General features: G+C 42.1%; 19 protein-coding genes and 1 other RNA gene. 11 read left to right on the top strand and 9 right to left on the bottom strand.

Features of this window, described 5'->3' with window-relative positions; all coding sequences use genetic code 11:
- Positions 1-72 precede the first annotated feature (72 nt).
- Positions 73-534 (bottom strand): hypothetical protein, encoded by a 462-nt coding sequence (locus tag Q4492_RS08960; RefSeq protein ID WP_303417088.1) that lies wholly within the window; start codon positions 532-534, stop codon positions 73-75.
- A 180-nt stretch (positions 535-714) separates the two neighbouring features.
- Between Q4492_RS08960 and Q4492_RS08955 the strand changes: the two genes are divergently transcribed.
- From Q4492_RS08955 to Q4492_RS08945, 3 genes are all read left to right on the top strand, one after another.
- Positions 715-5,625, top strand: a complete 4,911-nt coding sequence (locus tag Q4492_RS08955) for an alpha-2-macroglobulin (RefSeq protein WP_303417086.1) — start codon at positions 715-717, stop codon at positions 5,623-5,625.
- Between the two features lie 6 nt (positions 5,626-5,631).
- Entirely contained in the window at positions 5,632-7,959 is a 2,328-nt protein-coding gene (gene pbpC / locus Q4492_RS08950) for a penicillin-binding protein 1C (RefSeq protein ID WP_303417238.1), read from the top strand.
- Positions 7,960-8,037: 78 nt separating this feature from the next.
- Positions 8,038-9,000 (top strand): MBL fold metallo-hydrolase, encoded by a 963-nt coding sequence (locus Q4492_RS08945; RefSeq protein WP_303417084.1) that lies wholly within the window; start codon positions 8,038-8,040, stop codon positions 8,998-9,000.
- A 120-nt stretch (positions 9,001-9,120) separates the two neighbouring features.
- Here Q4492_RS08945 and Q4492_RS08940 read toward each other — a convergent pair whose 3' ends face one another.
- A complete protein-coding gene (locus tag Q4492_RS08940; protein WP_303417082.1) occupies positions 9,121-9,696 on the bottom strand; it encodes a YceI family protein in 576 nt (191 codons plus the stop codon).
- Positions 9,693-10,262: a cytochrome b gene (locus Q4492_RS08935; RefSeq protein ID WP_303417080.1), complete on the bottom strand. Its 570-nt coding sequence runs from the start codon at positions 10,260-10,262 to the stop codon at positions 9,693-9,695. The genes Q4492_RS08940 and Q4492_RS08935 overlap by 4 nt, the downstream gene beginning before the upstream one ends.
- Before the next feature lie 100 nt (positions 10,263-10,362).
- On the opposite strand from Q4492_RS08935, the gene Q4492_RS08930 reads away from it, so the two are divergent.
- On the top strand, positions 10,363-11,277 hold the full coding sequence (locus tag Q4492_RS08930) for a LysR family transcriptional regulator (RefSeq protein WP_303417078.1): 915 nt from the start codon (positions 10,363-10,365) through the stop codon (positions 11,275-11,277).
- Positions 11,278-11,301: 24 nt separating this feature from the next.
- Here the strand turns inward: Q4492_RS08930 and Q4492_RS08925 are convergent, their stop codons facing one another.
- Entirely contained in the window at positions 11,302-12,528 is a 1,227-nt protein-coding gene (locus Q4492_RS08925; protein ID WP_303417076.1) for an EAL and HDOD domain-containing protein, read from the bottom strand.
- 273 nt (positions 12,529-12,801) lie between these two features.
- Here Q4492_RS08925 and Q4492_RS08920 point away from each other — a divergent pair, with 273 nt between their 5' ends.
- From Q4492_RS08920 to Q4492_RS08905, 4 genes are all read left to right on the top strand, one after another.
- Positions 12,802-14,034 (top strand): DUF3422 family protein, encoded by a 1,233-nt coding sequence (locus Q4492_RS08920; protein WP_303417075.1) that lies wholly within the window; start codon positions 12,802-12,804, stop codon positions 14,032-14,034.
- A 163-nt stretch (positions 14,035-14,197) separates the two neighbouring features.
- Positions 14,198-14,294: signal recognition particle sRNA small type (gene ffs / locus Q4492_RS08915), an RNA gene on the top strand.
- Positions 14,295-14,472: 178 nt separating this feature from the next.
- Positions 14,473-14,802 carry a hypothetical protein gene (locus Q4492_RS08910; RefSeq protein WP_303417073.1) on the top strand — a complete coding sequence of 110 codons (330 nt, stop codon included), beginning with the start codon at positions 14,473-14,475 and terminating at the stop codon, positions 14,800-14,802.
- A 109-nt stretch (positions 14,803-14,911) separates the two neighbouring features.
- Complete coding sequence (locus tag Q4492_RS08905; protein WP_303417071.1) at positions 14,912-15,250, top strand: hypothetical protein; 339 nt, start codon at positions 14,912-14,914, stop codon at positions 15,248-15,250.
- A gap of 85 nt (positions 15,251-15,335) precedes the next feature.
- Here the strand turns inward: Q4492_RS08905 and cynS are convergent, their stop codons facing one another.
- Positions 15,336-15,776, bottom strand: coding sequence for a cyanase (gene cynS, locus Q4492_RS08900; RefSeq protein WP_303417070.1), 441 nt, complete (start codon positions 15,774-15,776; stop codon positions 15,336-15,338).
- Between the two features lie 276 nt (positions 15,777-16,052).
- On the opposite strand from cynS, the gene Q4492_RS08895 reads away from it, so the two are divergent.
- Positions 16,053-16,655, top strand: a complete 603-nt coding sequence (locus Q4492_RS08895) for a DUF2238 domain-containing protein (protein WP_303417068.1) — start codon at positions 16,053-16,055, stop codon at positions 16,653-16,655.
- Positions 16,656-16,681: 26 nt separating this feature from the next.
- On the opposite strand, the gene Q4492_RS08890 is transcribed toward Q4492_RS08895, so the two are convergent.
- The gene (locus tag Q4492_RS08890) at positions 16,682-17,554 is read right to left on the bottom strand and encodes a LysR substrate-binding domain-containing protein (protein ID WP_303417067.1); all 873 of its coding nucleotides are present in this window, start codon (positions 17,552-17,554) and stop codon (positions 16,682-16,684) included.
- 140 nt (positions 17,555-17,694) lie between these two features.
- Here Q4492_RS08890 and Q4492_RS08885 point away from each other — a divergent pair, with 140 nt between their 5' ends.
- On the top strand, positions 17,695-18,813 hold the full coding sequence (locus tag Q4492_RS08885; protein ID WP_303417236.1) for an S-(hydroxymethyl)glutathione dehydrogenase/class III alcohol dehydrogenase: 1,119 nt from the start codon (positions 17,695-17,697) through the stop codon (positions 18,811-18,813).
- A 62-nt stretch (positions 18,814-18,875) separates the two neighbouring features.
- On the top strand, positions 18,876-19,712 hold the full coding sequence (gene fghA, locus Q4492_RS08880) for an S-formylglutathione hydrolase (protein WP_303417065.1): 837 nt from the start codon (positions 18,876-18,878) through the stop codon (positions 19,710-19,712).
- 68 nt (positions 19,713-19,780) lie between these two features.
- Here the strand turns inward: fghA and Q4492_RS08875 are convergent, their stop codons facing one another.
- The 3 genes from Q4492_RS08875 to Q4492_RS08865 all read right to left on the bottom strand — a co-directional run bounded on the left by Q4492_RS08875 (position 19,781) and on the right by Q4492_RS08865 (position 22,914).
- Positions 19,781-20,395: a LysE family translocator gene (locus Q4492_RS08875; protein ID WP_303417063.1), complete on the bottom strand. Its 615-nt coding sequence runs from the start codon at positions 20,393-20,395 to the stop codon at positions 19,781-19,783.
- Between the two features lie 48 nt (positions 20,396-20,443).
- Positions 20,444-21,250: a flagellin gene (locus tag Q4492_RS08870; RefSeq protein ID WP_303417062.1), complete on the bottom strand. Its 807-nt coding sequence runs from the start codon at positions 21,248-21,250 to the stop codon at positions 20,444-20,446.
- 275 nt (positions 21,251-21,525) lie between these two features.
- Positions 21,526-22,914, bottom strand: a complete 1,389-nt coding sequence (locus tag Q4492_RS08865; protein WP_303417060.1) for an SLC13 family permease — start codon at positions 22,912-22,914, stop codon at positions 21,526-21,528.
- Positions 22,915-23,015: the final 101 nt, after the last annotated feature.

The following is a 23,015-nucleotide window of genomic DNA, read 5'->3' as shown; positions in this document are numbered from 1 at the left end:
TCGTTGGTATTGTCAGAGGTTATTTAAGGAAAGATACCCTCTGACTCAAGATTAACGGTGCTTCCTGTTAAGTTACTCTTGTTGTTCATTAACCGTTTTTATCGCAGTTTTGAGTTGTTGGATAAGCTGCTCAGTGTCTTTCATTCCTTTAAGTTGAACCTTCTTACCATCTTGTTTTAGATATAGGCTGATGATGTGCACAAAGTTTTCTTTGTGAGCCTCTACTTCATCTATCTCTCTAAACGTTATACGGGATTCTGTTTCTAGCTGAGGAAAGGAGATAAGGATCGATTTAGGTGAAAATGTCAAAGTGCATCCTTTCATTTCATCTTTAATGTTATCTAGGTTGTGTTTGTACCAACTAGATAGAATCAATCCCACGACTAAGGGCGCTAATAGATAGATTTTAGAAAGATCCATCATCATCAGCATTAACGCCGCGCCAATGAAACCCATTTGGAAATTACTAAGTAGGGTAGATCTCTTCTCGAAAAACGCTTTATCCCATGTGTAATCAGACTGCTCTGTATCCACGAATAAACCTCTATACTATTGTCTATTTCTGATATATGCCGGAGCTGAGTCTCGCTTGCTACTCGGTATTTTGCAAGCCAGATTTATAACGAAATAGTGGTATAAACCTATAAGGCCATTTTTATCTAAGTCTGTATAGATTAAGCTGTGCAGATATCAATTCGGTTAGGGAGTTTCTGAATGTTGAGTAACAAAGTATTGGGTTTTGGGTTGTTAATGGCGCTATTTTTGGCAGGCTGCTCTGAAGATCCAAATGATAGTAAAGGGATAGCTGAAAGCGCTTCTGCTCCAGAATCCATTTCTGTCCAAAGTAATACTCAAACTACCGTCCAGAAAAATACTCAAAAATTAACGGTATTAGATATATCTGAACGAGAGTTTGGTGATGTAAATGCAATATCGCTTCTGTTTAATACACCGATAAAGCCGGATCAGGCCTTTACATCTTTTATCAAAATCGAGCCTGAATTAGGGAAACCTGTGTTAAGTAAAGATGGAAGAACTCTCCACTTTACCGGTATCTCTCCCGTTACTGAATATGATATCCATGTTGCTTCTGGCTTAGTGGCTGAAAATGGAACCCGTATTAGCAAAGGATTATCAACAACAGTTAAAACCCGAGCACTTTCTAGTTTAGTTTCTTTTGAAACCGATGGGGTTGTTATGATCCCCGGCAAGGTTGATTCACTTGCCCTATTGGCGATCAATGTACCTGAAGCTGACGTCACTATTTATAAGGTTAAACCGGATCAACTGGTCTCTTTCTTTAATGAATATGCTTCACTGTCAACAGGGGACCGTTGGTATAATGATGAAACACGTTTAGCTAATACTGTGGATCACCTGTATAGCACAAGAGTGAAAATTAGTGAGAAAAAGAATCAACGTAACCGTGCTAGTTTTCCGATTAATTTAGTGCCCAATATTGATAATGGTGGTTTATACCTTGCGACGGTAAGAGCACCAGGTGGTTTTGATTTCCAAGCAACTTGGTTTACGGTTTCATCTATAGGTATTCAAGCACGTGATTACGGTAAGCATACCCGTTTTATTACCCAAGATGCTAAGAGTGGTGCTTTACTCGAAGGTGTTGATTTAGAAATCTTAGATTACAATAATAAAGTTATTAGCTCAGGTACCAGTGATAAAGAGGGTGCTTGGGATCTTAGTAATGCTTGGCAAAAAAAATCCCCTCGCTTGATTATGGCAACCAAAGGTAATCAAGTTTCTGTATTAGCCTATCATACCCCTGACTTTGACCTTTCTAGTTTTGATCTATCTGGCCGAGCTGTAAGGGAGGTTGAGCATTTCGTGTACTCGCCTCGGGATATTTATCGTCCAGGTGAAGAACTGATTTTAAGCACATTGACTCGTGATATGGATGGTCAGTTAATCGGAGGCCCCATCTATATTGAGTTGATTAAGCCTGATGGCCAGAGTGCAGGAAAGTGGCGGGTAGGTGCCTCAACGCCTGGTTATTATGAATTTCGACATGCAATTTCTGATTCTGCACCGCTTGGCGAGTGGCAGGCACATGTATTTAGCTCAGCGCAGCCGAAACCTAAAGTACGTTTTAAGTTTAAAGTAGAAGAGTTTTTACCTGAACGCCTACGTCTTGTTTTTAATCAACAAAAGCTTCTGAGCTTTAATCAAAATGATCTTATTTCTGTACCGGTTGTGGGTGAGTATCTATATGGTGCGCCAGCGGCAGGAAACCGTTTAGATACTCTAGCCATCATCAGCGGATGGGCGTCCCCTTTCGATGAATTAAAAGATTTTAGATTTGGAGAGGCTGAGAGCGTTGCTCGTAATCAATTTAGTTTAGATTCGGTTGAGCTTAATAGTCAGGGCGAAACGACAACCGAGCTGAATAAAAATCAGTTTGATTGGAACCGTATCTCTACACCTACACGTCTACGTTTAAGTTATAGCTTATTTGAGAGTGGTGGTCGGGCAATTAACCGAACTCAATCAGTACTGCTTTGGCCTCGTAGTAGCTTCATTGGCGTCAAACCAAGGTTTAAAAATAATATATCTGAGACAGAGCAGGATGTTGAATTTGATCTTGTTCGAGCGGATGGGCAGGGTAATCTGCTGGCAAAAGGTGAAGTTAAAGCAACCCTCTATCGTATTGAAGAGAAATATTTTTGGAGCCATACCCCCGAGCGAGGTTGGCATTACCAGATAGAGAAGAATGAATACCCTGTCGCTAATGATGTGATCAATTTTGCGGATAATACTCGCCCGTCACTCAAGGTACCTGTTGAGTGGGGACGTTATCGATTAGAACTTGATGACTATGAGGGTAAAAGTAAGACTGTTTATAGATTCCAAGCAGGGGAAGGCTGGTACAACCGTTGGAATAGTGCATCGGATCAAATTCGCCCAGATAAAGTTACAGTGGCGCTGGATAAGGCTGCTTATAAAGCGGGCGATAAAGTTAAAGTTCGATTGGCTTCACCAACTGAAGGTCGGGCTTTAGTTCTGCTTGAAACAGACCAAGTGCTAAGTACCGTTGAGGTGAAATTAGATAACCGCGAGGCGGAAGTTGAGATTCAACTGCCGCAACTTCTTGCTCGGCATGATGCTTATATTTCTGCTTTTGTTATTGCACCTACAGATCAGAAAGAGAAAGTGAGTAAGCGTAGCTTTGGTATAGCTCACCTTCCTTTAGATCGTTCAGCGCGCGAGCTGGATGTCAAAATTGATGTGGCTGACAAATTGCTGCCTGAAAGCCGTGCAGATATTAAAGTACGGGTTAATGATAAAAACGGTAACCCCGTTACAGGTGATGTTTATATCACGTTAAGTGCAGTCGATAGTGGTGTTTTGAGTGTAACCGGTTATAAACAGCCCGATCCGTTTCAGTTCTTCTACGGTCAACGTCGTTACAATGCATCGATTACCGATATGTATGATGACTTAGCTGAACCGGTCTTGAGTGATCAGGCGGAAGTACGTTGGGGTGGTGATGGCGAGCTAGAACGAGGAGGTGAGGCTCCACCCAGTGATGTGCAGATTGTTAGTTTATTTAGCTCTATCGTGAAAGTGGAGCAGGGTGAGGCTTCTATCCCGCTAGAGCTTCCTGCTTTTGATGGTGAGTTAACCTTAAATGCAGTCGCTATGGGTAGTGATCAGTTTGGCACTAAAATGGAGACAACTAAGGTTGCTTCACCGGTGGTGGCGCAACTCTCTATGCCAAGGTTTTTAGCTATAGGGGATGAAGCGGTTTTAGCGTTGGATCTAGCTAATGTAAGCGGCTTAACTCAAGACGTTGAGATCTCTATTGATGTCCAAGGTTCGGTTGTGTTTGATGCTAAACAACATCGTGTTCAGCTGGATGATGGGCAAAAGCAGATCATTCACCTACCTGTTAAAGCGAGTGCTATAGGCGAAGGTGATATCACTGCTGAAATTACACTAACGGATGACAAAGGTAAGGTTATTAAACTTCACCGTGAGTGGTCTATAGGTGTGCGTGCTGCTTATCCTGCAACCTACGGCCAGATCAGTGAGTACTTGAAGAAGGGCGAGAAAATTAGCTTCCCTACGGATGCCTTGCAAACGCTCGCCGGTGATACGCTTAAAGCTCAGTTAAGAGTGGCAGATACACCCGATTTAGGTGCTGCTAATCACTTTAAAAGTTTGATGCGTTATCCCTATGCTTGCTTAGAGCAAACCACGAGTAAGTCCCAACCTATTGCAGTGCTTTTCGAACATGAGGAACTACCCGAATTTGCTCAAGAAGTGAGTAATAGAGAGATTGAACAACGGGTTAATAACGCGTTGGCTCGTTACACTGAATTACAAAAAGCGAATGGTTCATTTGGTTTGTGGGATAAGTTTTCACCAGAGGAACATTGGTTGACAGCGTATGCAACTGACTTTTTGTTGCAACTTAAACAGTCAGGCGTTTCTGTACCTGAGCCACTGTTAAATAATGCTCGAAATCGTTTAAACACTTATGTGCATAAACGTACCGCTCAGACTGTAAAAGTGTGGACAGACATTCCATCCCATTATGAGATCTCATACAGAGCTTATGCTGCTTACCTTTTAGCTCAAGAGGGGCGCGTCACATTAGGCCCTTTACGGGAGATGGCAGAAAAACAACTAGATGATGCACGGGGCGTGTTGCCAGGGGTTCATTTAGGATTAGCGATGATCGAAACAGGTAGTGTTGAAGAGGGTGAGAAATTAGTCTCTGATGCGCTTTCTGTAAAAAGAGCAGAGGGATATTTAGGCGATTATGGTTCGGTTGTCCGTGATCAATCGATGGCGATGTATACTATTATCGCTGCTAAATCTGCGTCTGAGGGATTGACTCTGCAGGCACTGCAACAGTTACCCGAGCTCCTTGTGGAGTTGAAACAGCAACGATGGCTGAGTACTCAGGAAAAAGCCGCTTTGTTACGTTTAGCGTCTGAACTATATCAGTTGGATAAAGATGGGAACTGGACCGGTGATCTGGTACAAGGCCAAATTGCTGAACTGGTTTCAGCATCAGGGGCGTTAGGTAAAAATATTGATAAGGAATCTCTACATGAGACACACTTTATCAATAAAGGAGATAAGCCTGTATTTGCTAGTTTTAGCTGGACAGGGCTACCTATAGAGATGCCATCTTCATTGGATGAAGGGGTGCGTGTTCGAGTTGATCACTTCAAAGTGGTTAATGAAAAGGCTGTCGAACTTAAGAAAGATCAGGTGCTTAAAATAGGCGAAGTTGTATTAACACGGGTTCGTTTATACAGTGAGAAACCTGTACCTGATGGGCTACTTGTGAACTTAATTCCTGCCGGTGTGGAACTAGAAAATCAGAATCTACAGAATGCATTAAAACTAGATAGTATTCAGCTTTACGGTAAGGCTATTCAGCAGGAAGCAAGCATTGTTTATCAGGCTTATAAAGATGATCGCTATGTAGCTGCTGTCAATCTTCCTGCTAAGCGAGAACAAACTTTGTATTTCTTATCAAGAGCGGTAACTCCAGGCTCTTATGCTGTGCCGCCTGCGATGGTTGAATCGATGTATAAACCATCGATACGAGGTATTAGCAATAGTATTAAGTCGATTTCGGTGATGCCATAACTTGTGATGGGTCGGTTTAAATATGCGTTAGGTTTGCTGGTGGTGGTCTGCTTTGTTTTAAGTGGACTACTGCTAGCAGATATTTTTTATCCCTTAAAGCAGCCGCAACATGATCAAAACTTTGCCAGTATCGTATTAGACAGGCAGGGAGAGCCTCTACGTTCATTTGCAGACAGTAAGGGGGTATGGCGCTACGAAGTCAGCTTAGCGGATGTATCCCCTTATTATCTTGAAGCGCTGATAGGTTATGAAGACCGCTATTTCTATTCCCATTGGGGCATAAACCCTTTCAGTTTGGTGCGGGCCGGTTGGCAGTATCTAAAAGAGGGTAAGATTATTTCGGGCGGCTCAACGCTTACAATGCAAGTGGCCCGTATCTTATATCCACATCCGAGAACCTTTGCTGGGAAATGTCAGCAATTACTGCGGGCATTACAGCTAGAGTGGCACCTTAGTAAACAGGAGATACTGGAGCTTTATCTAAACTACGCCCCTTTTGGTGGAACTTTAGAGGGCGTCCAAGCCGCCAGTTTACAATATTTACATAAGCCGGCTTCTTCATTGAGATATTCTGAGGCCGCCTTGTTAGCGGTATTGCCTCAAGCGCCATCGCGGTTGAGACCTGATAGACATCCACAGCGAGCAGAGCGGGCACGGAATAAAGTGCTGGAGCGTATGCTCAGTCAACGGCTTTGGAGTGACGCTGTTGTAACGTCTGCTAAACAAGAGCATGTAGCTGTGTGGCCATTAGCAACACCGGTTGATGCGCCTTTGTTAAGTCGTCGATTACATCGGCAGTATGCCGCAGAGCGAGTGATTAGTAGTACAGTAGATCTAAGTTTACAGCAGCAGTTTGCAGATAGAGTCAAAAGTTACGTCTCACCCTTACAGGGGGAACTATCCGCTGCGGCTCTGTTAGTGGATAACCGTTCACATCAAGTATTAGCCTATGTAGGTTCTGCTGATTTCTTTGATAATAAGCGAGCGGGTCATGTTGATATGACAACCGCTGTTCGCTCACCAGGCTCAACACTTAAACCTTTTCTATTTGCCTTAGCTTTAGATGAAAACCTAATTCATAGTGAATCTTTGTTGGCGGATGTGCCCAGAGTGGCGAATAATTATCGGCCTGGAAATTTTAGTCAAGGGTTCTCGGGGCCGGTGTCGGCTTCTGAAGCATTGACCCGTTCCTTGAATCTCCCATTCGTACAGCTTATTGAAGCTTATGGAGCACAAAATTTTGTTAATAAATTACATCATGTAGGCACAGAGTTAACGATCCCAGATGATGATGCAAACCCCGCTATTATCTTAGGTGGCACTGGATTTACTTTGGAGAAATTAGTGACGATCTATAGTGCATTAGCTAATAAGGGGAGTGTTTATCCACTTAGGTATACGCCAGCTACGGCTGAGGAAAAGAGTCGTCAATTAATGACCCCCGAGGCGGCTTGGATTACATGGAAAGTTTTGAACGGAGTCAAGTTGCCACGTAATCTACGTTACGGTGTATCACGTCAGAATTTGCCAGCAATCGGTTGGAAAACGGGTACTAGCTGGAATTATCGTGATGTTTGGGCGGTGGGGGTGTCAAAGGAATATACCTTAGGGGTGTGGTTGGGTAGACCCGATGGTAAACCTATGGAAAAGACTATGGGTAGCGTATTGGCAGGTCCTTTGCTATTTAGTTTGTTCAATCAATTAAATACCAGAGGAGAGGAGATTGAACAGCCCGCATCGGTTTCAGAGCAAAAAGTGTGCTGGCCTGATGGGAGGAAAGAGACGTTTGTTGATCCTGAAAACTGCCATATAAAACGTATGGCTTATGTAATTAATGATTCTACTCCAAGGACTTTAGCATTTGGTTATCAGTGGGGAGAGAAGTCCCCTCAGTTTTTTACACCTGAATTGAATTATTTAGTTAATCACGACAGCTTACAGCGTGTTACACGTGAGTGTGATAGCGATGCAATCGCGCAAACCGCTTATCTTTGGCCTAATGCGTTAGAGCCTTGGGTGAAACCCTCACAGAGAATGTTTTATCAACTGCCTCGGTTTGATTCTCGCTGCAACGTGATCCCGCAAGAGAGCGCACCTCTACGTATTACGGGCATAAATCAGGGGCAAGTTTACTATGTTTTAGATCATCAGATGGTAACGCTTAGTGCTGAAGTGGAAGGTGCTGCAGGAGAGCTGTATTGGTATCTTAATGGCAAGCTACAGGATTCCCGTAGTACAAAATTAACCCTCCAATTAAAAACTCGCCAGCAATATAAGCTTTATGTTCAAGATAAAACGGGGTCGAATGGGCGAGTTGAGTTTGAAATTTTATAATCAACTTGCTGCTAAATAAGCAATAGCTTATATTTGTAAGGGACTATCAACAATACAAATAAAATAAAGATGGCGCTTATGAACTTTACTCATCGATTTAAAGGCTTGAGCCTTTCCTGTTTACTTCTATCTTCTTCTATTTATGCTGCGAGTCCTGCAGATAAATATCCAGAATCAATGCTTTATAGCCATCCTGTCAAAATTGCAGAGCATGTGTGGTCTGCTATTGGAGCCACTCAGTATTACAGTTATGAAAATGGCGGGCATAATAATAATTTATCTTTTGTGATTGGAGAGGAAGCGGTATTAGTTGTTAATGGTGGCGCTTCTTATCAACTTGCTAAAGCCTTACATGATGAGATTAAAAAACAGACAACGCTTCCAGTAAAGTACGTGGTTGATGAAAATGGTCAATCCCATGCAACACTCGGTAATAGTTATTGGAAGGAGCAGGGTGCGACGATAATTGCTCATGAGGATGCCCTAGAAGAGATTGAGGAAAAAGGCTTGGATGGTTTGGAAAGCCTTAAACTTATTCTTAAAGAGCGCTTTGAAAATACATCCTTAGTTGAGATTGATCAGACATTTGAAGACACAATGTCACTTGATTTAGGTGGATTGCAGGTCGAATTAATCCATTTTGGCCCTGCTCACTCTGCGGGTGATATTTCTGTTTTTATTCCATCCAGTAATGTATTAATTGCAGGAGATATGGCTTTTCATCAACGCTTATTGCCCGTTTTTCCTGACACGGATACCGCCGAATGGTTAGCGACATGGCAGACTAAATTTGCACCTTATGCGGCGGATAAAATTATTATCCCAGGCCATGGTGAGGCGACTGATTTTAAAACAGTAGATCAATGGACGCGGGGTTATCTCGAATATATTCGCGGTAAAGTGGGTGAACTTATAGAAGAGGGGGGCATGCTTGAAGATGCCTATAAAATTGACCAAAGTCCTTATGCCCACTTAGAAACATTTGATGCCTTGGCCGCTAAAAACGCAGGTCGGATTTTTGAAGCAATGGAGTTTGAATAAAAGATATCCAATAGACGGAGCGTAAATTCCATTGAGCTCTTATTAGAGTCTAATATCAAACAGACGAATTAAGATTAATTCATCTGTTTGATTTATTCTGCCAGTTTTAGTCTACCCAGCTTATTTACGGATACCTTCGATATTAAGATCCATATAAACGGTTTCTGCGGCTGGGCCTAGTTCATAGTTCATACCAAACTCTTTAGGTGTGAGCTCAAGAGTGCCAGAAAAACCAACTCGGTAACCGCCCCAAGGGTCTTCACCTTCGCCAACTTTGTTCACATCAATAGCAACCTCTTTAGTGGTTCCGTAAAGCGTCAGCATTCCTTTCATTACACCACCGCCATCAGCATTAGGAGTAAAGGATGTACTTTTAAATGATGCTGTAGGATGTGCCTCTACATTTAAGTATTTGTCACCACGGATATGCTTATTACGCTCCGCATGATTAGAGTCAAAAGAGGTAACATCAACCTCTACATTAATAGAGGACGCCGCTGGATTTTTTGCATCGTAAGAGAAGTCGCCATTGAACGTATTAAAACGGCCTGTGAGCCAACTAATACCTAAATGGCTAACACGAAACTCAATAGATGCATGAGCGCCTTTGGTATCAATGACATAATCTGCGGCATACAAAGGTGATGCTGAGATCAGTGTGGCTAGTGTTAACCCTTTAATAAGTTTTGTTTTCATTCTGTTTCCTCGCGTAGCGCAAGCATGCGCTTCAAAGTTGTGTCTTTGTCGATAAAGTGATGCTTTAAGGCTGCGGCTGCGTGTAGTGCCGCAATGGAAATTAAACTGGTTGCTACAATGAAATGTATCTCTCCAGCAATATCCTCTTGGTTGTCGATCTCAAAAGGTAGTGCAGGAAGACTAATAAGGTTAAATAATTCAATGGCTCGGCCATCTGCGGTAGAGATTAAATAACCGGAGATAACAGTTAACAGTACCAATAAATACAATAAGCCATGAGCCATTTTTGCAATGAATAAGAGAGGTGCCGGTTGCGGCAGCGCAGCAGGTGGTTTATTAAAAATACGCCAAACAATACGTAGAAGCAGAGTCATTGCGACAAGAATACCAATGCTTTTATGCCAGACAGGCACCGTCTTATAGGCTGGGTCGTAATAATCTAAGGTCTCTATGTACCACCCGAGGGGGTAGAGCCCAATAATGGCAAATGCCATCAGCCAGTGCATGAAGACAGGTCCCCAGCCATAGCTTGTTTCATCGTTAGTGAGTTTATGATTAAAAACCATTATCAACTTATTCCGTTGGCTGCGATTAATTGCTTTTTGTAATATAAAGACCGATTATTAATGCGTCCAATGCATATTTAACATCATGGTTATGCCTTAAATGAATTTACGTTCAGTCGATCTTAATTTACTTGTTGTGCTTCAAGTGCTTCTCGATGAGCAGCATGTTTCTAAAGCAGCAAACAAATTGCAAATGAGCCAGCCAGCAGTAAGCCGAGCTTTACAGCGCTTACGGCAGACACTCGATGATCCTATTTTAGTTAGAACGCTCAGTGGTTACGATCTGAGCGCTCGTGCAGTTACTATTCGCCAGCAGCTTAAGCAGGTTTTGTTAGATGTAGAAGGCATTATGCAGCCCGAACATTTTGATCCAAGCAAAGCTGAAGGTGTATTGAAATTAACGGGTTTAGATTTAGAGCTTGTTTTGTTAATGCCTTCAGTTGTCAGGATGTTACGTCTTAAGGCGCCTAATTTACGTGTTGAAATTGTGCCACAGCGGAGTGAACACTTTGATCTTTTAGAGCAAGGGGAGGTGCATTTTTTAGCAACAGGTTTACAGCCAAAAACCGTGCAGGACCAGTATCGAAGGATGGAGGTGGTTAAGACGAACCATGTTTGTGTGATGGATAAAAATAACCCTTTAGCTAAAGGGGTGACACTAGAGCAATATGTTGCCGCTCCCCATGGTCTAGTCTCTATTACTGGCAAAGGACTGGGAGTCATGGATGAAGTATTAACGGAGATGGGCTATAAGCGAAAAATTATGCTTCGTTTAGCTAATTTCATGTCTGTTTCAGCGTTTTGTAGTGGTTCGGATCTGGTTTTCACATTGCCAGAGATTATGGGTAAGCATTTAATGTTTAATGATGACTTAGTTATTCGACCACTGCCAAAAGAGGTTGATCTGCCGAATGTGACGTTTTATTTTTATTGGCATGAACGCTTTCAGCATGACCCTATGTGCTGTTGGGTACGCTCAGAGTTGGAAGAATTATTGGAAAATAGCTCAGTCTAAAGTTAATTTAAATAAGTTTTTCCTCTACAGGTGACTTCCCTCCATCATCTGCATAGCTTCATTGCTCCAGCGTAGTGATTCAAAATAAGCTTCAGCATATAGCTTACGTAGTTCCTCAGGAAGGGTGAAACTAGATTGACCGATTATATAGAAATTAACTGTTTGTAATAGTTTTCCTGCTTTACCCTCATAACCGGAAATAGCTCTCACAATATCTTCTGATACAGATAATTGGCTGAGAAGCGTACTTTGTTCTACTCCAAGTAGTGCGTCTAAGATGGATAGCACCCCTGTGATAAAAGCTAATTCAGGGGCAATTCCATCAGTTGCTTGGGCTATAAATTCACACATACGTGCGGTGATAAGTATCTGCCGTATCAGTTCACTTGGCTTATCATTATTGCTCGATAGAGCTAAAAGAGTGGCCCATTTGTTTATTTCATTTAAACCTAGAGCAACAATCGCTTGGGTTAAATTTTCTATTTTATTCGGTAAATTGTACTGTGCAGAGTTAACTATACGTAAAAGCTTAAAAGTGAGCTGAGGGTCCCGACAGATAATGTCCGAGAGGGTCGCTGCGGTTACATCCTCATCTTGAAGGGCCGCCAGTAGATGAATCACAATGGCTTGGTTAGAGGTTAACTTCTTCCCTTGGATTTTTGTGGGTTGCGATAAGAAGTTACCTTGGAATAGTCGAAACCCCAATTTATAGCAGGTTTCATACTCCTCGTAACTTCCAACATTTTCTGCCAAGGCTGTGACTTTAAAACGTTGAATCTGTTTTAAATGGGCCGATATATCAGACTGACTATGTTTGATGATATCAACCCTAACTACATGGGCAAGCTCAAGTAGGGGATTGTATTTTTCAGAATAGGTAAAGTCATCGATGACTAGACGGTATCCGGCTTCGACATAACCTTTAAGTGAATTAAGGAGTTTTGGTGTGATCTCCTGATCTATTTGGATCTCAATGACTAAATTATGGCGGGATAAGCTTGGTAAACTCTCTGTTTTTATAAAACTCTCAGTAACATTGAGAAAAGCGGGTAGTGATTTTAAAGTGCCTGAATCATAGATGCTGGTGAAGTTATTAATCAGCACATTGCAAGCTTCCTGATCGCCGTTTAAAAATTTTGCTACCTCATTACCATTTTCGGAATGGTAGAGCAGTTCGTAAGCAACAACGTTAAGGTTACGATCGAAGATTGGCTGACGTGAAAGGCCTAATTGATTAAAGTGTTCATCCATGTTGCTTTACCTTTGATTATTCCAAGACGCATATACTTAAGTTAGTGTATGGGCCTATAAATATTGCCGCAATAATTGATCCATCTAAAACAGAAAAAAATTAGATCAATATCAGTAAATTACGATCTTTCTCGTCTCAGTATAGCCCTATCTTTTGGGAATCTTCGTTCATATCCGGTTTTATTATTTAAAGTTAATTCTTTTTAGAAAAGCTATAAGTTTTAGTCATGGGACTTTAGTATATGTGTAAAGAAGATCTATGAGAGTTATCCCATGCAGAACCATCCGTTACGTAATCAGATCACCCAAGAGGTGCATGCTCGACCTTTTCAGCGCTTTAAATCGAACTTAGGTTTAGTGCATATTGCTGCCTTTTACGGTGCGGGTGGGGAGCAAGAGTTAAGTGATGCTTTAAGTCAGCTGCTCTCAAAAATTAATGTATCAATGCCTGAGACAGTTGATGGCTTCTTCTATGTGGAGAATGATTTATACGGAGTTCGTTATGAACCACATAATGAATTTTATACCTTAACGCTTTATCAACTGGATTCAGCTAAGGTGGAAAAACTAACCGGGCTATGGGAATCCCTGCCAGGTGAGCTTTTGTGTGGGGTTAAAATCTTCTTTTCTGGACAGCAAGCTAAACCTAACTTAAAAGAATTTTTTGGTATACATCAGGTGTCTGGTGCTGAAGTGATGGGTGGTGCAGCAAAGGTTTGGACCGATTTTTATCCTGATGATGAAATGGGGTTTGTCACTATGGTAGTGCATAATACCGCCTTGAAAACGTTCCAAGCAGGGCGCTTATTACAACGTTTATGTGAGATCGAAACCTATCGTCATACTGCGTTACTTGCCTATCCCATTGCGCAAGCGTTGATGCCTCAATTAACAGAGATGGATCAATCCTTATCTGAAATAACCCATGAGATTGCCACTAATGCTGATGCACCTGAGCTGCTTAAAAGGTTAATGGCCTTGGCGGCTGATGTAGAAGCCTTGTCTGCCGAAACCGCGAACCGTTTTTCCGCTTCCCAGGCTTACTTTGCTGTTGTTGATAGCCGGATAGCTGAGTTAAGGGAGGAGAGAATTGTCGGTTTACAGACGGTCCAGCAGTTTATGGATAGACGGTTAGACCCTGCTAAACGAACCTGTATCGCAGCTAATGAGCGTTTAGAGCGACTTTCACGTCGTATTGCTAGAGCAACAGAGTTGATACGCTCCCAAGTAGATCTTTCCATTGAACGGCAGAACCAGCAGTTATTGGAAGGGCTAAATGATCGAGCAAGAAGACAGTTACGTTTACAAGCGAAATTGGAAAGTTTCACTATTATCGTGGTGACCTATTATGCATTTGATCTGTTGGAACGGTCGATTAGAAATACAGTTTCAGCGGATATTCTTCGGGATCAGGTCTTAATGGTGCTCAGTTGTTCTGTACCGATTATGGCAGGGGTTATATGGTGGTATGTCAGAAAGTTATTAAAGCACTACGGGGATGATTAAGCACTTTTGTTGAGCTATTTAGGTGGTTTTGAAACATAGAAAGACTAAAAAACAATAAGTTAAGCATATTGCATTTGCATCTTGTTTTTTCACTGGTATACTGCGCGCCTGTCTTACGGAAACGCCCTTAAGGCAAGGCTTACAGGCCACGCGATGGTGGCCCTGTTGGTCCTTCCGCAATGATAAATCGTGAACCTGGTCAGGCCCGGAAGGGAGCAGCCACAGCGATGGATTCATGTGCCGGAATGTGGCTGGCGGGGTCACCCCCAATCTCTACTTCTAGTATTATCTCTCCATTTTCTAATCCCTTATGTATGAAAAATTCTCATTCAGCTTTTCAATTTAGACGTCTACACTGATTTTATCGTTTCAATTATTAATGAATAAGCGATAACTGCATTGTTATAAAACAGGATGTGAACAAGGTGGCGCCTTGCTATGTTGAAACTTATAAAAGATTTCCATAATTATCAGTTTGTTTATTACTGGATTAATAATCAGCGAAAGAAAGTCAGTCTCAATCTACCGATAAAGCAGTATGCGGAAGAGTGGTTAATTCATTATCATTTTGAAACCTACTCGGGGCGAGAGCGGCGCTGTCGGATGCTTGATCGTCGTTCTGAATCTCAGAAGATAAATTTGCGGGGTGTACAGATTTTCTTCTCTAAACGAAAGGGATTAACGAAAGGGCGACGTCGCTCAGACCTTAATGTAGAAGTCGATTTTGATCTGTCTAAAAAGAAACTGAATAAACTGCGCCGGGCTTAATTCGTTGACTTATTGCTCAGTGGTACTATATTTTACAGTAGTATTTCAAACGCTTGTTAGATTGCTAGTGTTTAATTCGATATCGGCATAAGCAGTATTGTCGTTTCTTATGGATAAGTTGGACGGTTCATTGAGATTGGTTAAAGATCTAAGTTCATCGGGCATTGTTTATTTTTGGATAGATAAAGACGAACAAAAGCTGAGTCCCGATATTCCTAGCCTACCGCTTGCTGAGGAGTGGTGGACAAGTTATCTGTTCTCACTGTTTGATGGGCCAGAAAGACGTCACTCTCTGATTGATCGCCGTCAAGATAAAAATCAACGTACAGATTTAGACCGGCAGCTGTTTTCTAACCGTTTAAACCCCGCTGGCAGGCGGGAATCGGATAAACCTATTAAGGTGGATTTAGACCGGGTTGCTGATAAGCTCAAAATTTATTACAGCTAACTCTTATCCCTTATCCCTAATTTTGCTCCTGAAGTGAGGTGCAGTTTTTTTCTGTATTCAAAAACTGCACACTACTTAGTTATATTTACCAGCTTTTATAAGGTAGGAATTTACCATTTAGCGTGAGTAATACGCGGTCACCTTTAGGGTCTTCAATCTTATCGACCTCCATGGAAAAGTCGATTGCACTCATAATGCCATCCCCAAATTTTTCTTGGATCACCTCTTTCAGTGTTTCTCCATAGACTCCAACTACCTCATATAATCGGTAGATAAGTGGATCTGTTGGCACTTGCTGATCCCAAACCTTTGTTGGATAAGCTTCTAAAGCAGTTGTGACTTCTGGGCCTAAGCCTAAATAATCGGTGATTTTCTTAGCGGCCTCTGGGGAGGCGCTGTTCATGCCAAGGCAGGCAGATGTGAGCCATACAGGAGACATGCCGAGATCAGTCCCTATTTTTTCCCAGCTTAGTTTCTTCTCTATTTTGGCTGTGACTATAGCATCGGTCATCGCTAACTTGTCCATTCAAATCTCCTCACTATCGTAAATAACGGCGTACTGAGAATCTGGTGTATATAAGGGCGATCATCGAAGTGTTAGGTAGTAAATTGCACAATATTGGTGCTCGAGTTCTTCGATATCTAACTACAGCCAGTTATTTACATTGATTTATTTAGTTTCATATAGGTAAAAGCAAAGGAGGTGCCAAGTTATTTAATGGATCTATCTAAGCTTTTTAGGACGCTTTTGGTTATATTGAGTAATCGTTTTAAGTACATGGCAACGTTGAGGTTAGTGTCAGTGGAGACAGTATTAAAATATATCTGGATAGCTGTTTTCGTTACAGTACTGGTCTGGTCAGGTATCCATCCGAAAGAGCAGATGACGTGGTTTTTAGAGGTATTACCTGCACTGCTTGGTGTTGGCTTATTAATAGTGACCTATAATCGCTTTAGATTAACGCCTCTCTTGTATCTGTTTATCTTAATACATTGCATTATTTTAATGGTGGGAGGTCACTATACCTACGCCGAGGTTCCTCTATTTGATTGGCTCAGAGATGGCTTAGGTGGTGAACGTAATAACTACGATAAAGTAGGGCATTTTGCTCAAGGTTTTGTGCCTGCACTTTTAGCTAGGGAGATATTACTTAGAAAAGCAGCAGTCAACGGTGCTACGTGGCTGAATTTTTTTATTATCTCGATCTGCCTAGCGGTGAGTGCTTTTTATGAATTGTTGGAATGGTGGGTTGCTTTAGCTATAGGTCAAGATGCAGATGCGTTCTTAGGTACACAAGGTTATATCTGGGATACTCAGTCAGATATGGGCTGTGCACTATTGGGCGCGATCAGTTGTTTACTGCTTTTATCTAAATGGCATGACCAGCAGCTTTCTAAATACTAAAGGCGTTTAGTGGCAAAGGGATAGATCTACATTGCCAAGTGGGTAGACATATAATCGATAAGCAACCGGACTTTAGGTGATACATATCTGTTCTGTGGATATAACGCCCAGATACCCTCATCGTCGGGTTGATAGTTTTCCAGCAGGGGGATTAATTGGTGGCTATCAAGGTGTTCCTGTACATAGTAATCAGGTAGTTGCACAAGGCCCAAGCCTTTAAGCGCCGCATCAACGAGGGCGGGGCCACTATTAAAATTTAAGCTCCCATGTATCTTAATATTATGTTCCTGTCCGTTTTCCTGAAATCGCCAAAACTGAAGTGTTCCTTGTAAGCAGTTATGTTGTTCCAGCTCTGTAAGTAGGTGTGGCTCTCCATGGTTGGATAGATAGGTGGGAGAGGCACAGACAAACAACCGTCTTGAGGCTAGCCGTTTTGCCATCATGCTTGAGTCGTCCAGCTTGCCGAGCCTAATGGCTAGATCAAAGCCGGAATCAACCAGATCTATTTTTTGATTGGTAAATAGGCATTCAATCTCTAATTCAGGGTAGAGGAGGGAGAAGTCATTTAGCATAGGCGCTATCTTACTCTCACCAAAGGATGTGGGAGCGGTTAAGCGCAGCCGTCCTTTTGGTGTGTTTTGTAATTGTGTAAGAACCCGCTCAGCTTCACCAAGCCCATCTAATAATTGGCGACAGTGTTGGTAATAGATACCGCCTGCTTCGGTGATGGATACCTTGCGCGTGGTTCTATAGAACAGTTTTGTCGATAGGCGCTTTTCTAAGGCGCTGATCTGGCGACTCACTTGAGCCGTGGATATGCTTAGCTGGCGTGAGGCCGCAGTAAAACTCTCGGTTTCTGCTACCGCAACAAATTCTGCAATACCCTCCCAACTGTACATTACCGCTCCCGTTTCTACTTTATTGTTACTATATAGTAAAAGACATTTATTAAAACCATAGATTATAACTTTGAGGTAATTAACTACAATGGAGTCATCGTAAATATTCAAGACTGCTAGAGGTAGATATGAGTGAGAAGATGATTAAGTCGAAAGCGGCCATTGCTTGGGGTCCAAATCAACCGCTATCTGTTGAAGAAGTGGATGTAATGCCACCACAAAAAGGTGAGGTATTAGTTCGTATTATCGCTTCCGGCGTATGTCATACTGATGCCTTTACACTATCTGGTGAAGACCCAGAGGGTATTTTTCCTGCAATTCTAGGTCATGAAGGGGGTGGTGTTGTTGAAGCCATTGGCGAAGGCGTCACTAGTGTTGCGGTAGGCGATCATGTTATTCCTCTTTATACCCCTGAGTGCGGTGAGTGTAAATTTTGTAAATCCGGTAAAACAAACTTATGCCAGAAGATCCGTGAGACTCAAGGCAAAGGCTTGATGCCCGATGGAACTACACGTTTCTATAAAGATGGTCAGCCTATCTATCATTATATGGGTTGTTCAACCTTCTCTGAATTTACCGTTCTTCCTGAAATCTCTTTAGCTAAAGTAAATAAAGATGCGCCATTAGAGGAAGTCTGCTTACTTGGTTGTGGTGTAACTACAGGTATGGGCGCAGTAATGAACACCGCCAAAGTTGAAGAGGGTGCTACGGTTGCCATCTTTGGTATGGGCGGCATTGGTCTATCTGCGGTTATTGGTGCGACTATGGCTAAAGCGAGCCGTATTATCGCGATTGATATTAATGAAAGTAAGTTTGAATTGGCTAAGAAACTTGGGGCGACGGATTGTATTAACCCTAAAGACTACGATAAGCCAATCCAAGAGGTCATTGTTGAACTAACGGATGGCGGCGTTGATTACTCATTTGAATGTATAGGCAATGTGGATATTATGCGTTCGGCTTTGGAATGCTGTCATAAAGGCTGGGGCGAGTCGGTTATTATTGGTGTGGCTGGCGCAGGGCAGGAGATCTCTACCAGACCTTTCCAATTAGTAACTGGACGCGTATGGCGTGGTAGTGCGTTTGGCGGTGTAAAAGGCCGTTCAGAGCTGCCTGATATCGTTGAGCGCTATATGTCAGGTGAGTTTAGGCTTGATGACTTTATTACGCATACAATGGGTCTAGAGTCGATTAACGAGGCGTTTGATTTAATGCACGAAGGTAAGAGTATTCGTAGCGTTATTCATTTCGATAAATAAGGTCCATCATCAAGAGGCTTTATTTCAAAGCCTCTTTTCGGTGTCCTCGTTAAGGAGTTCCTATGAGTATTGAAAACCTGAGTCAAAACAAATGTTTTGATGGTTGGTTAAAGCAATATAATCATCAATCATCTGTCTTAAATTGTACGATGCGATTTAGCATCTTTTTACCACCTCAAGTGAATGATGGGGCTAAAGTGCCTGTTATCTACTGGTTATCTGGTTTGACCTGTACTGATGAAAACTTCACTCAAAAAGCTGGTGCGCAAAGAGTTGCGGCTGAGCTTGGGGTTGCGATTGTTGCACCCGATACTAGCCCTCGGGGTGAAGGCGTTGCTGATGATGATAACTATGATTTAGGCCAAGGTGCGGGTTTCTATCTTAATGCTACAGAAGAGCCTTGGAAGCAGCATTATCAGATGTATGATTACATCACTAAAGAGCTACCGGCACTGATCGAAGAGATGTTTCCGGTGACGGATAAACGTTCAATTTTCGGTCATTCAATGGGTGGACACGGCGCCTTAACTATTGCGCTAAAAAATATCGACAAGTATCAGTCAGTATCGGCGTTTAGCCCCATCACTAACCCAATGAAGTGTCCTTGGGGGCAAAAGGCGTTTACTGCTTATTTAGGTCGTAACACTGAAACATGGAAAGCGTACGATAGTTGTGAGCTTATTAAACAAGCAACATCGACCCTACCTATGTTAGTTGATCAAGGAACATCGGATGATTTCTTGAAGGAGCAACTGAAGCCAGAAGCGCTTTCCCAAGTGGCTGTTGATATGGGCTTTCCGTTAGAGCTGCGTTATCACAATGGTTATGATCATAGCTATTATTTTATGGCTAGCTTTATTGAGGATCATCTTAGGTTTCATGCCAAGTATTTGAAATGAACCTTAGATAATCAAGAATTAAAAAGGGTATAGATCGCTGATTTATACCCTTTTTTTATTCTCGAATATCAGTGTCGAGTAATCAGAAATAAGCCTGCTCCGGCCATAATGGAACCTGCACTTTTATTCAGACGGTTAACCGCTTTCTCTGATTTAAACCAGCGACGTGCTTTACTCGCAAAAAGTGCGATCAGCATTAAACCACTCATCAAGCTAACTAATGTTAGAAAGGAGGCGAGTGCTATATCCATATTATCGAGTGCAGTTAGATCCATAAATGTAGGTAAAAAAGCGATATAAAACAGAATCACTTTAGGGTTTGAGGCAGAGATGAGAAAGCCTTGAATAAATCCCATTATGCCTTCGGATTGTTTCTCACCATTAGCCTCCGTCAAATCTAACGGGGCATGCCACATTTTCCAGCCTAAGTAGAGAAGGTAGCAAGCCCCTAAGATTCGAATAAAGGTAAATAGCTCACTCCAATGGGTGGCAATAACGGCCAAACCATAACAGGCTGCAACTAGGTATAAAATATCACTAATGGTCATGCCTAACGCTAGCATAAGACAAGCAGGCGCACCTTTTGTTAGAGCGCGGGCTAAAATGGCAAAGATACCTGGGCCGGGAGTAATACTAAAAATAAACACTGCCACAAAAAATGATAATGCGCTTTCTAAGGTCATAAATAACTCGAAAATAGGGACTGTAACTATCGTTGAAGAGGGAGGTATTTAGCTGGCCAATAAGTTAAGGACTAAACCTCGGTTAGCATTTGCTTGTGCTTGCATTGCAATTCCAACCTCTTGCTGGACCAGTGCCGCAGAGCGCTCAGAGAGTGCTTTCGCATAATCGGTGTCTCCAATCCTAGAGGCCGCCTCCGCGCTATTTAGACTTGTTTCAGCCAGTTGATTGATTGTGCTGTCGAGCCTATTTTGGTTCGCGCCAATTTCGCTAGATACGGTTGTCAAAAAGTCTTGTGCGTTATCTAGCTGATCAAGCGCTGCACTCTCAGTAATATCAATTGAAAATAAGCCTAGTTCGTCTAATGTATCGGCTAGATTGTATGTTGTAATGTTTTGAGAGTTTTCAGAACCAGGCCCCGTCTGAAGTTTTAACTCGCCGTCTTGGGAAAGAAGGGATTGGCCATTAAATGAGGATTGAGAAAGACTGTCTTTAATACCTTCAAGTAAAGCGTCGGCTTGTTTCTGTAATGACGCTTTATCATTGCTATTAAGTGTTCCGTTTTGAGCTTGAACGGATAGTTCTCTGATCTGCTGTAAGGAATCATTGACTTGGTTGACGCTACCCTCGGCAATTTGCAGAGCTGATATACCATCTAAGCTATTTTTAATGGCGGTATTATTGCCTAACTCTTGCCCTTGTAATTGTAGAAAGACTTGGAGGCCCGCAGGATCAACCGCAGATTCATTAATACGTTTACCCGAGGCAAGTTGTTGATCATATTGATTAACACGGGTTTGAATCTGATTAAATTGATTAAGTGAGCCAGCCGAAGCGCCTGTCACAGTAATAGCCATTAGAATATCTCCCTTACAATCTTCTCAATTATAGCTTATTTCAGTGAAACGATAGTGAGATTTGTTCACGCTATAGAAGGGGTATTGTAGAAAAAAAAGGCGTACCTAAGTACGCCACAATATCTTGCAAAGGATAAGATTAGAATGCGTGAGCATTCAATGACTCAAGGTAAAAAGAAGAAAAGCTTGAGTAAACAAAGATAGTAGTTTTTCTTGCGCTTAACTAACATCATCTCTTAGTTCTATTATAAAAAGTATGGTTATTATAGTGGGCTTTATAACCAGCCAAGTATTTTCCACCAGAGGTAATCTAAGGGAAATAGGACTAAAATGGTAATAGGGGTTAAGACAAAGCAAAGTTTAGCGGCATGTCTAATCGATACCCCAGCCAATTGCATTCCCACCATTAAGGGGGCTGATTGGAAAGGAAAAAGAATGGTAGAGAAGCCCAATACTTGAGTCATCAGCACCGCCTCTAATGTGAAACCACTTTTATCACTCATCTGCTCAGCGAAAGGGGTTAGTATGGCGGGCACACCGGGAAGTGTTGCAACCATGCCGGTAGTAAAAGCAGTAAGGGAGAGAGAAAGATAGCTCAGTAACGGGTGTTCGCTTGAAAGTGGTAACCACGTATTAAGCTGCTCGCCAACTACATCACCTATACCACTATAGTTAATTAAAGCACCAACACCTAATACACCTACAACAAATACCAGCGAGCTAATATTAAATTTCTTCTGGAAACTTTGCTGGCTTACCACGCCAATCCTAGGCATTAATAGTATGCAAACCGCTGCCAAACCTATCCAAGCTGCTGAGATATGATGGAGAGAATCGGTTAACCAAAAACCGAGAGTGACCATCATAATAACCATCAGTTTATATTCCTGTTTAGATACAGGTTCTTTAGCTACAGATCGGCTAGAGCGTGTAGGTGTATCGGGAAATAACCAGACAATGACAGCAATAATGAGCAGGGCTTTGATAAAACCTAAGACGGGGAAATGCAGTAGTAAGTATTCTGCATACATAGGTGTCCAGTTATGCATAGTTTCAGCGGCGCCGATCAATACCATATTAGGTACGTTGGCGGGTAGTACTGCAAAGGTAGGTACATGACAACCAAAGGCAGCAGCAAGCGCAACACCAATTTGACCATTACTCCCCTCTTTAAAACCGCAACTTGTCCCCATCGCCATTGCAATAGGGATTAAAAGTACAGCCCTACCTATAGAGGAGGGCATAAGAAAACCAAGCAAAATAGAGAGTAAAACAATACCGCTAATAAGATGGGTGTAGCTTTTATCTAATCGGCCAGTAAAAGTGTTGCCTATACGTTTTGCTAGCCCCGTTTCATTAACCGCTATACCAATAATTAAACCGGAAAAGATAAGCCAGCAAGCTGTTGAGCTAAAGCCAGAAAATACAACCTCGGCAGGTGCTATAGCTAGCAACATAGCGGCGGTCATAAAGATAAGCATACTGAGGTGTTCAGAGATTGCGCTGGTGGCTAAGAGAACGAGAGCCGATAAAATTAAACAGGCAGATAAAAGTTGTTTGTTATCGAGCGGCAAAGATAGAGGGCTCAAAAAGGCAACAAAAAATATACTAGGAATAAGTATCAGAGCGATTAATTGTGAACGGCTTAATTGAAGATTGATCATTGCAACACCATTATGAATTATCTCATGGGCTTATTGTGACAGGGAATTAAAGGTGATTTAATCGATAATATGACAATAAATATCGCATAAGTGACAAAGCT

The sequence above is a fragment of the Neptuniibacter sp. 1_MG-2023 genome, assembly GCF_030547185.1.
Taxonomy (GTDB): Bacteria; Pseudomonadota; Gammaproteobacteria; order Pseudomonadales; family Balneatricaceae; genus Neptuniibacter.
Note: the sequence above shows the minus strand (reverse complement) of the source record. Positions and strands in the feature narration are given on the sequence as shown.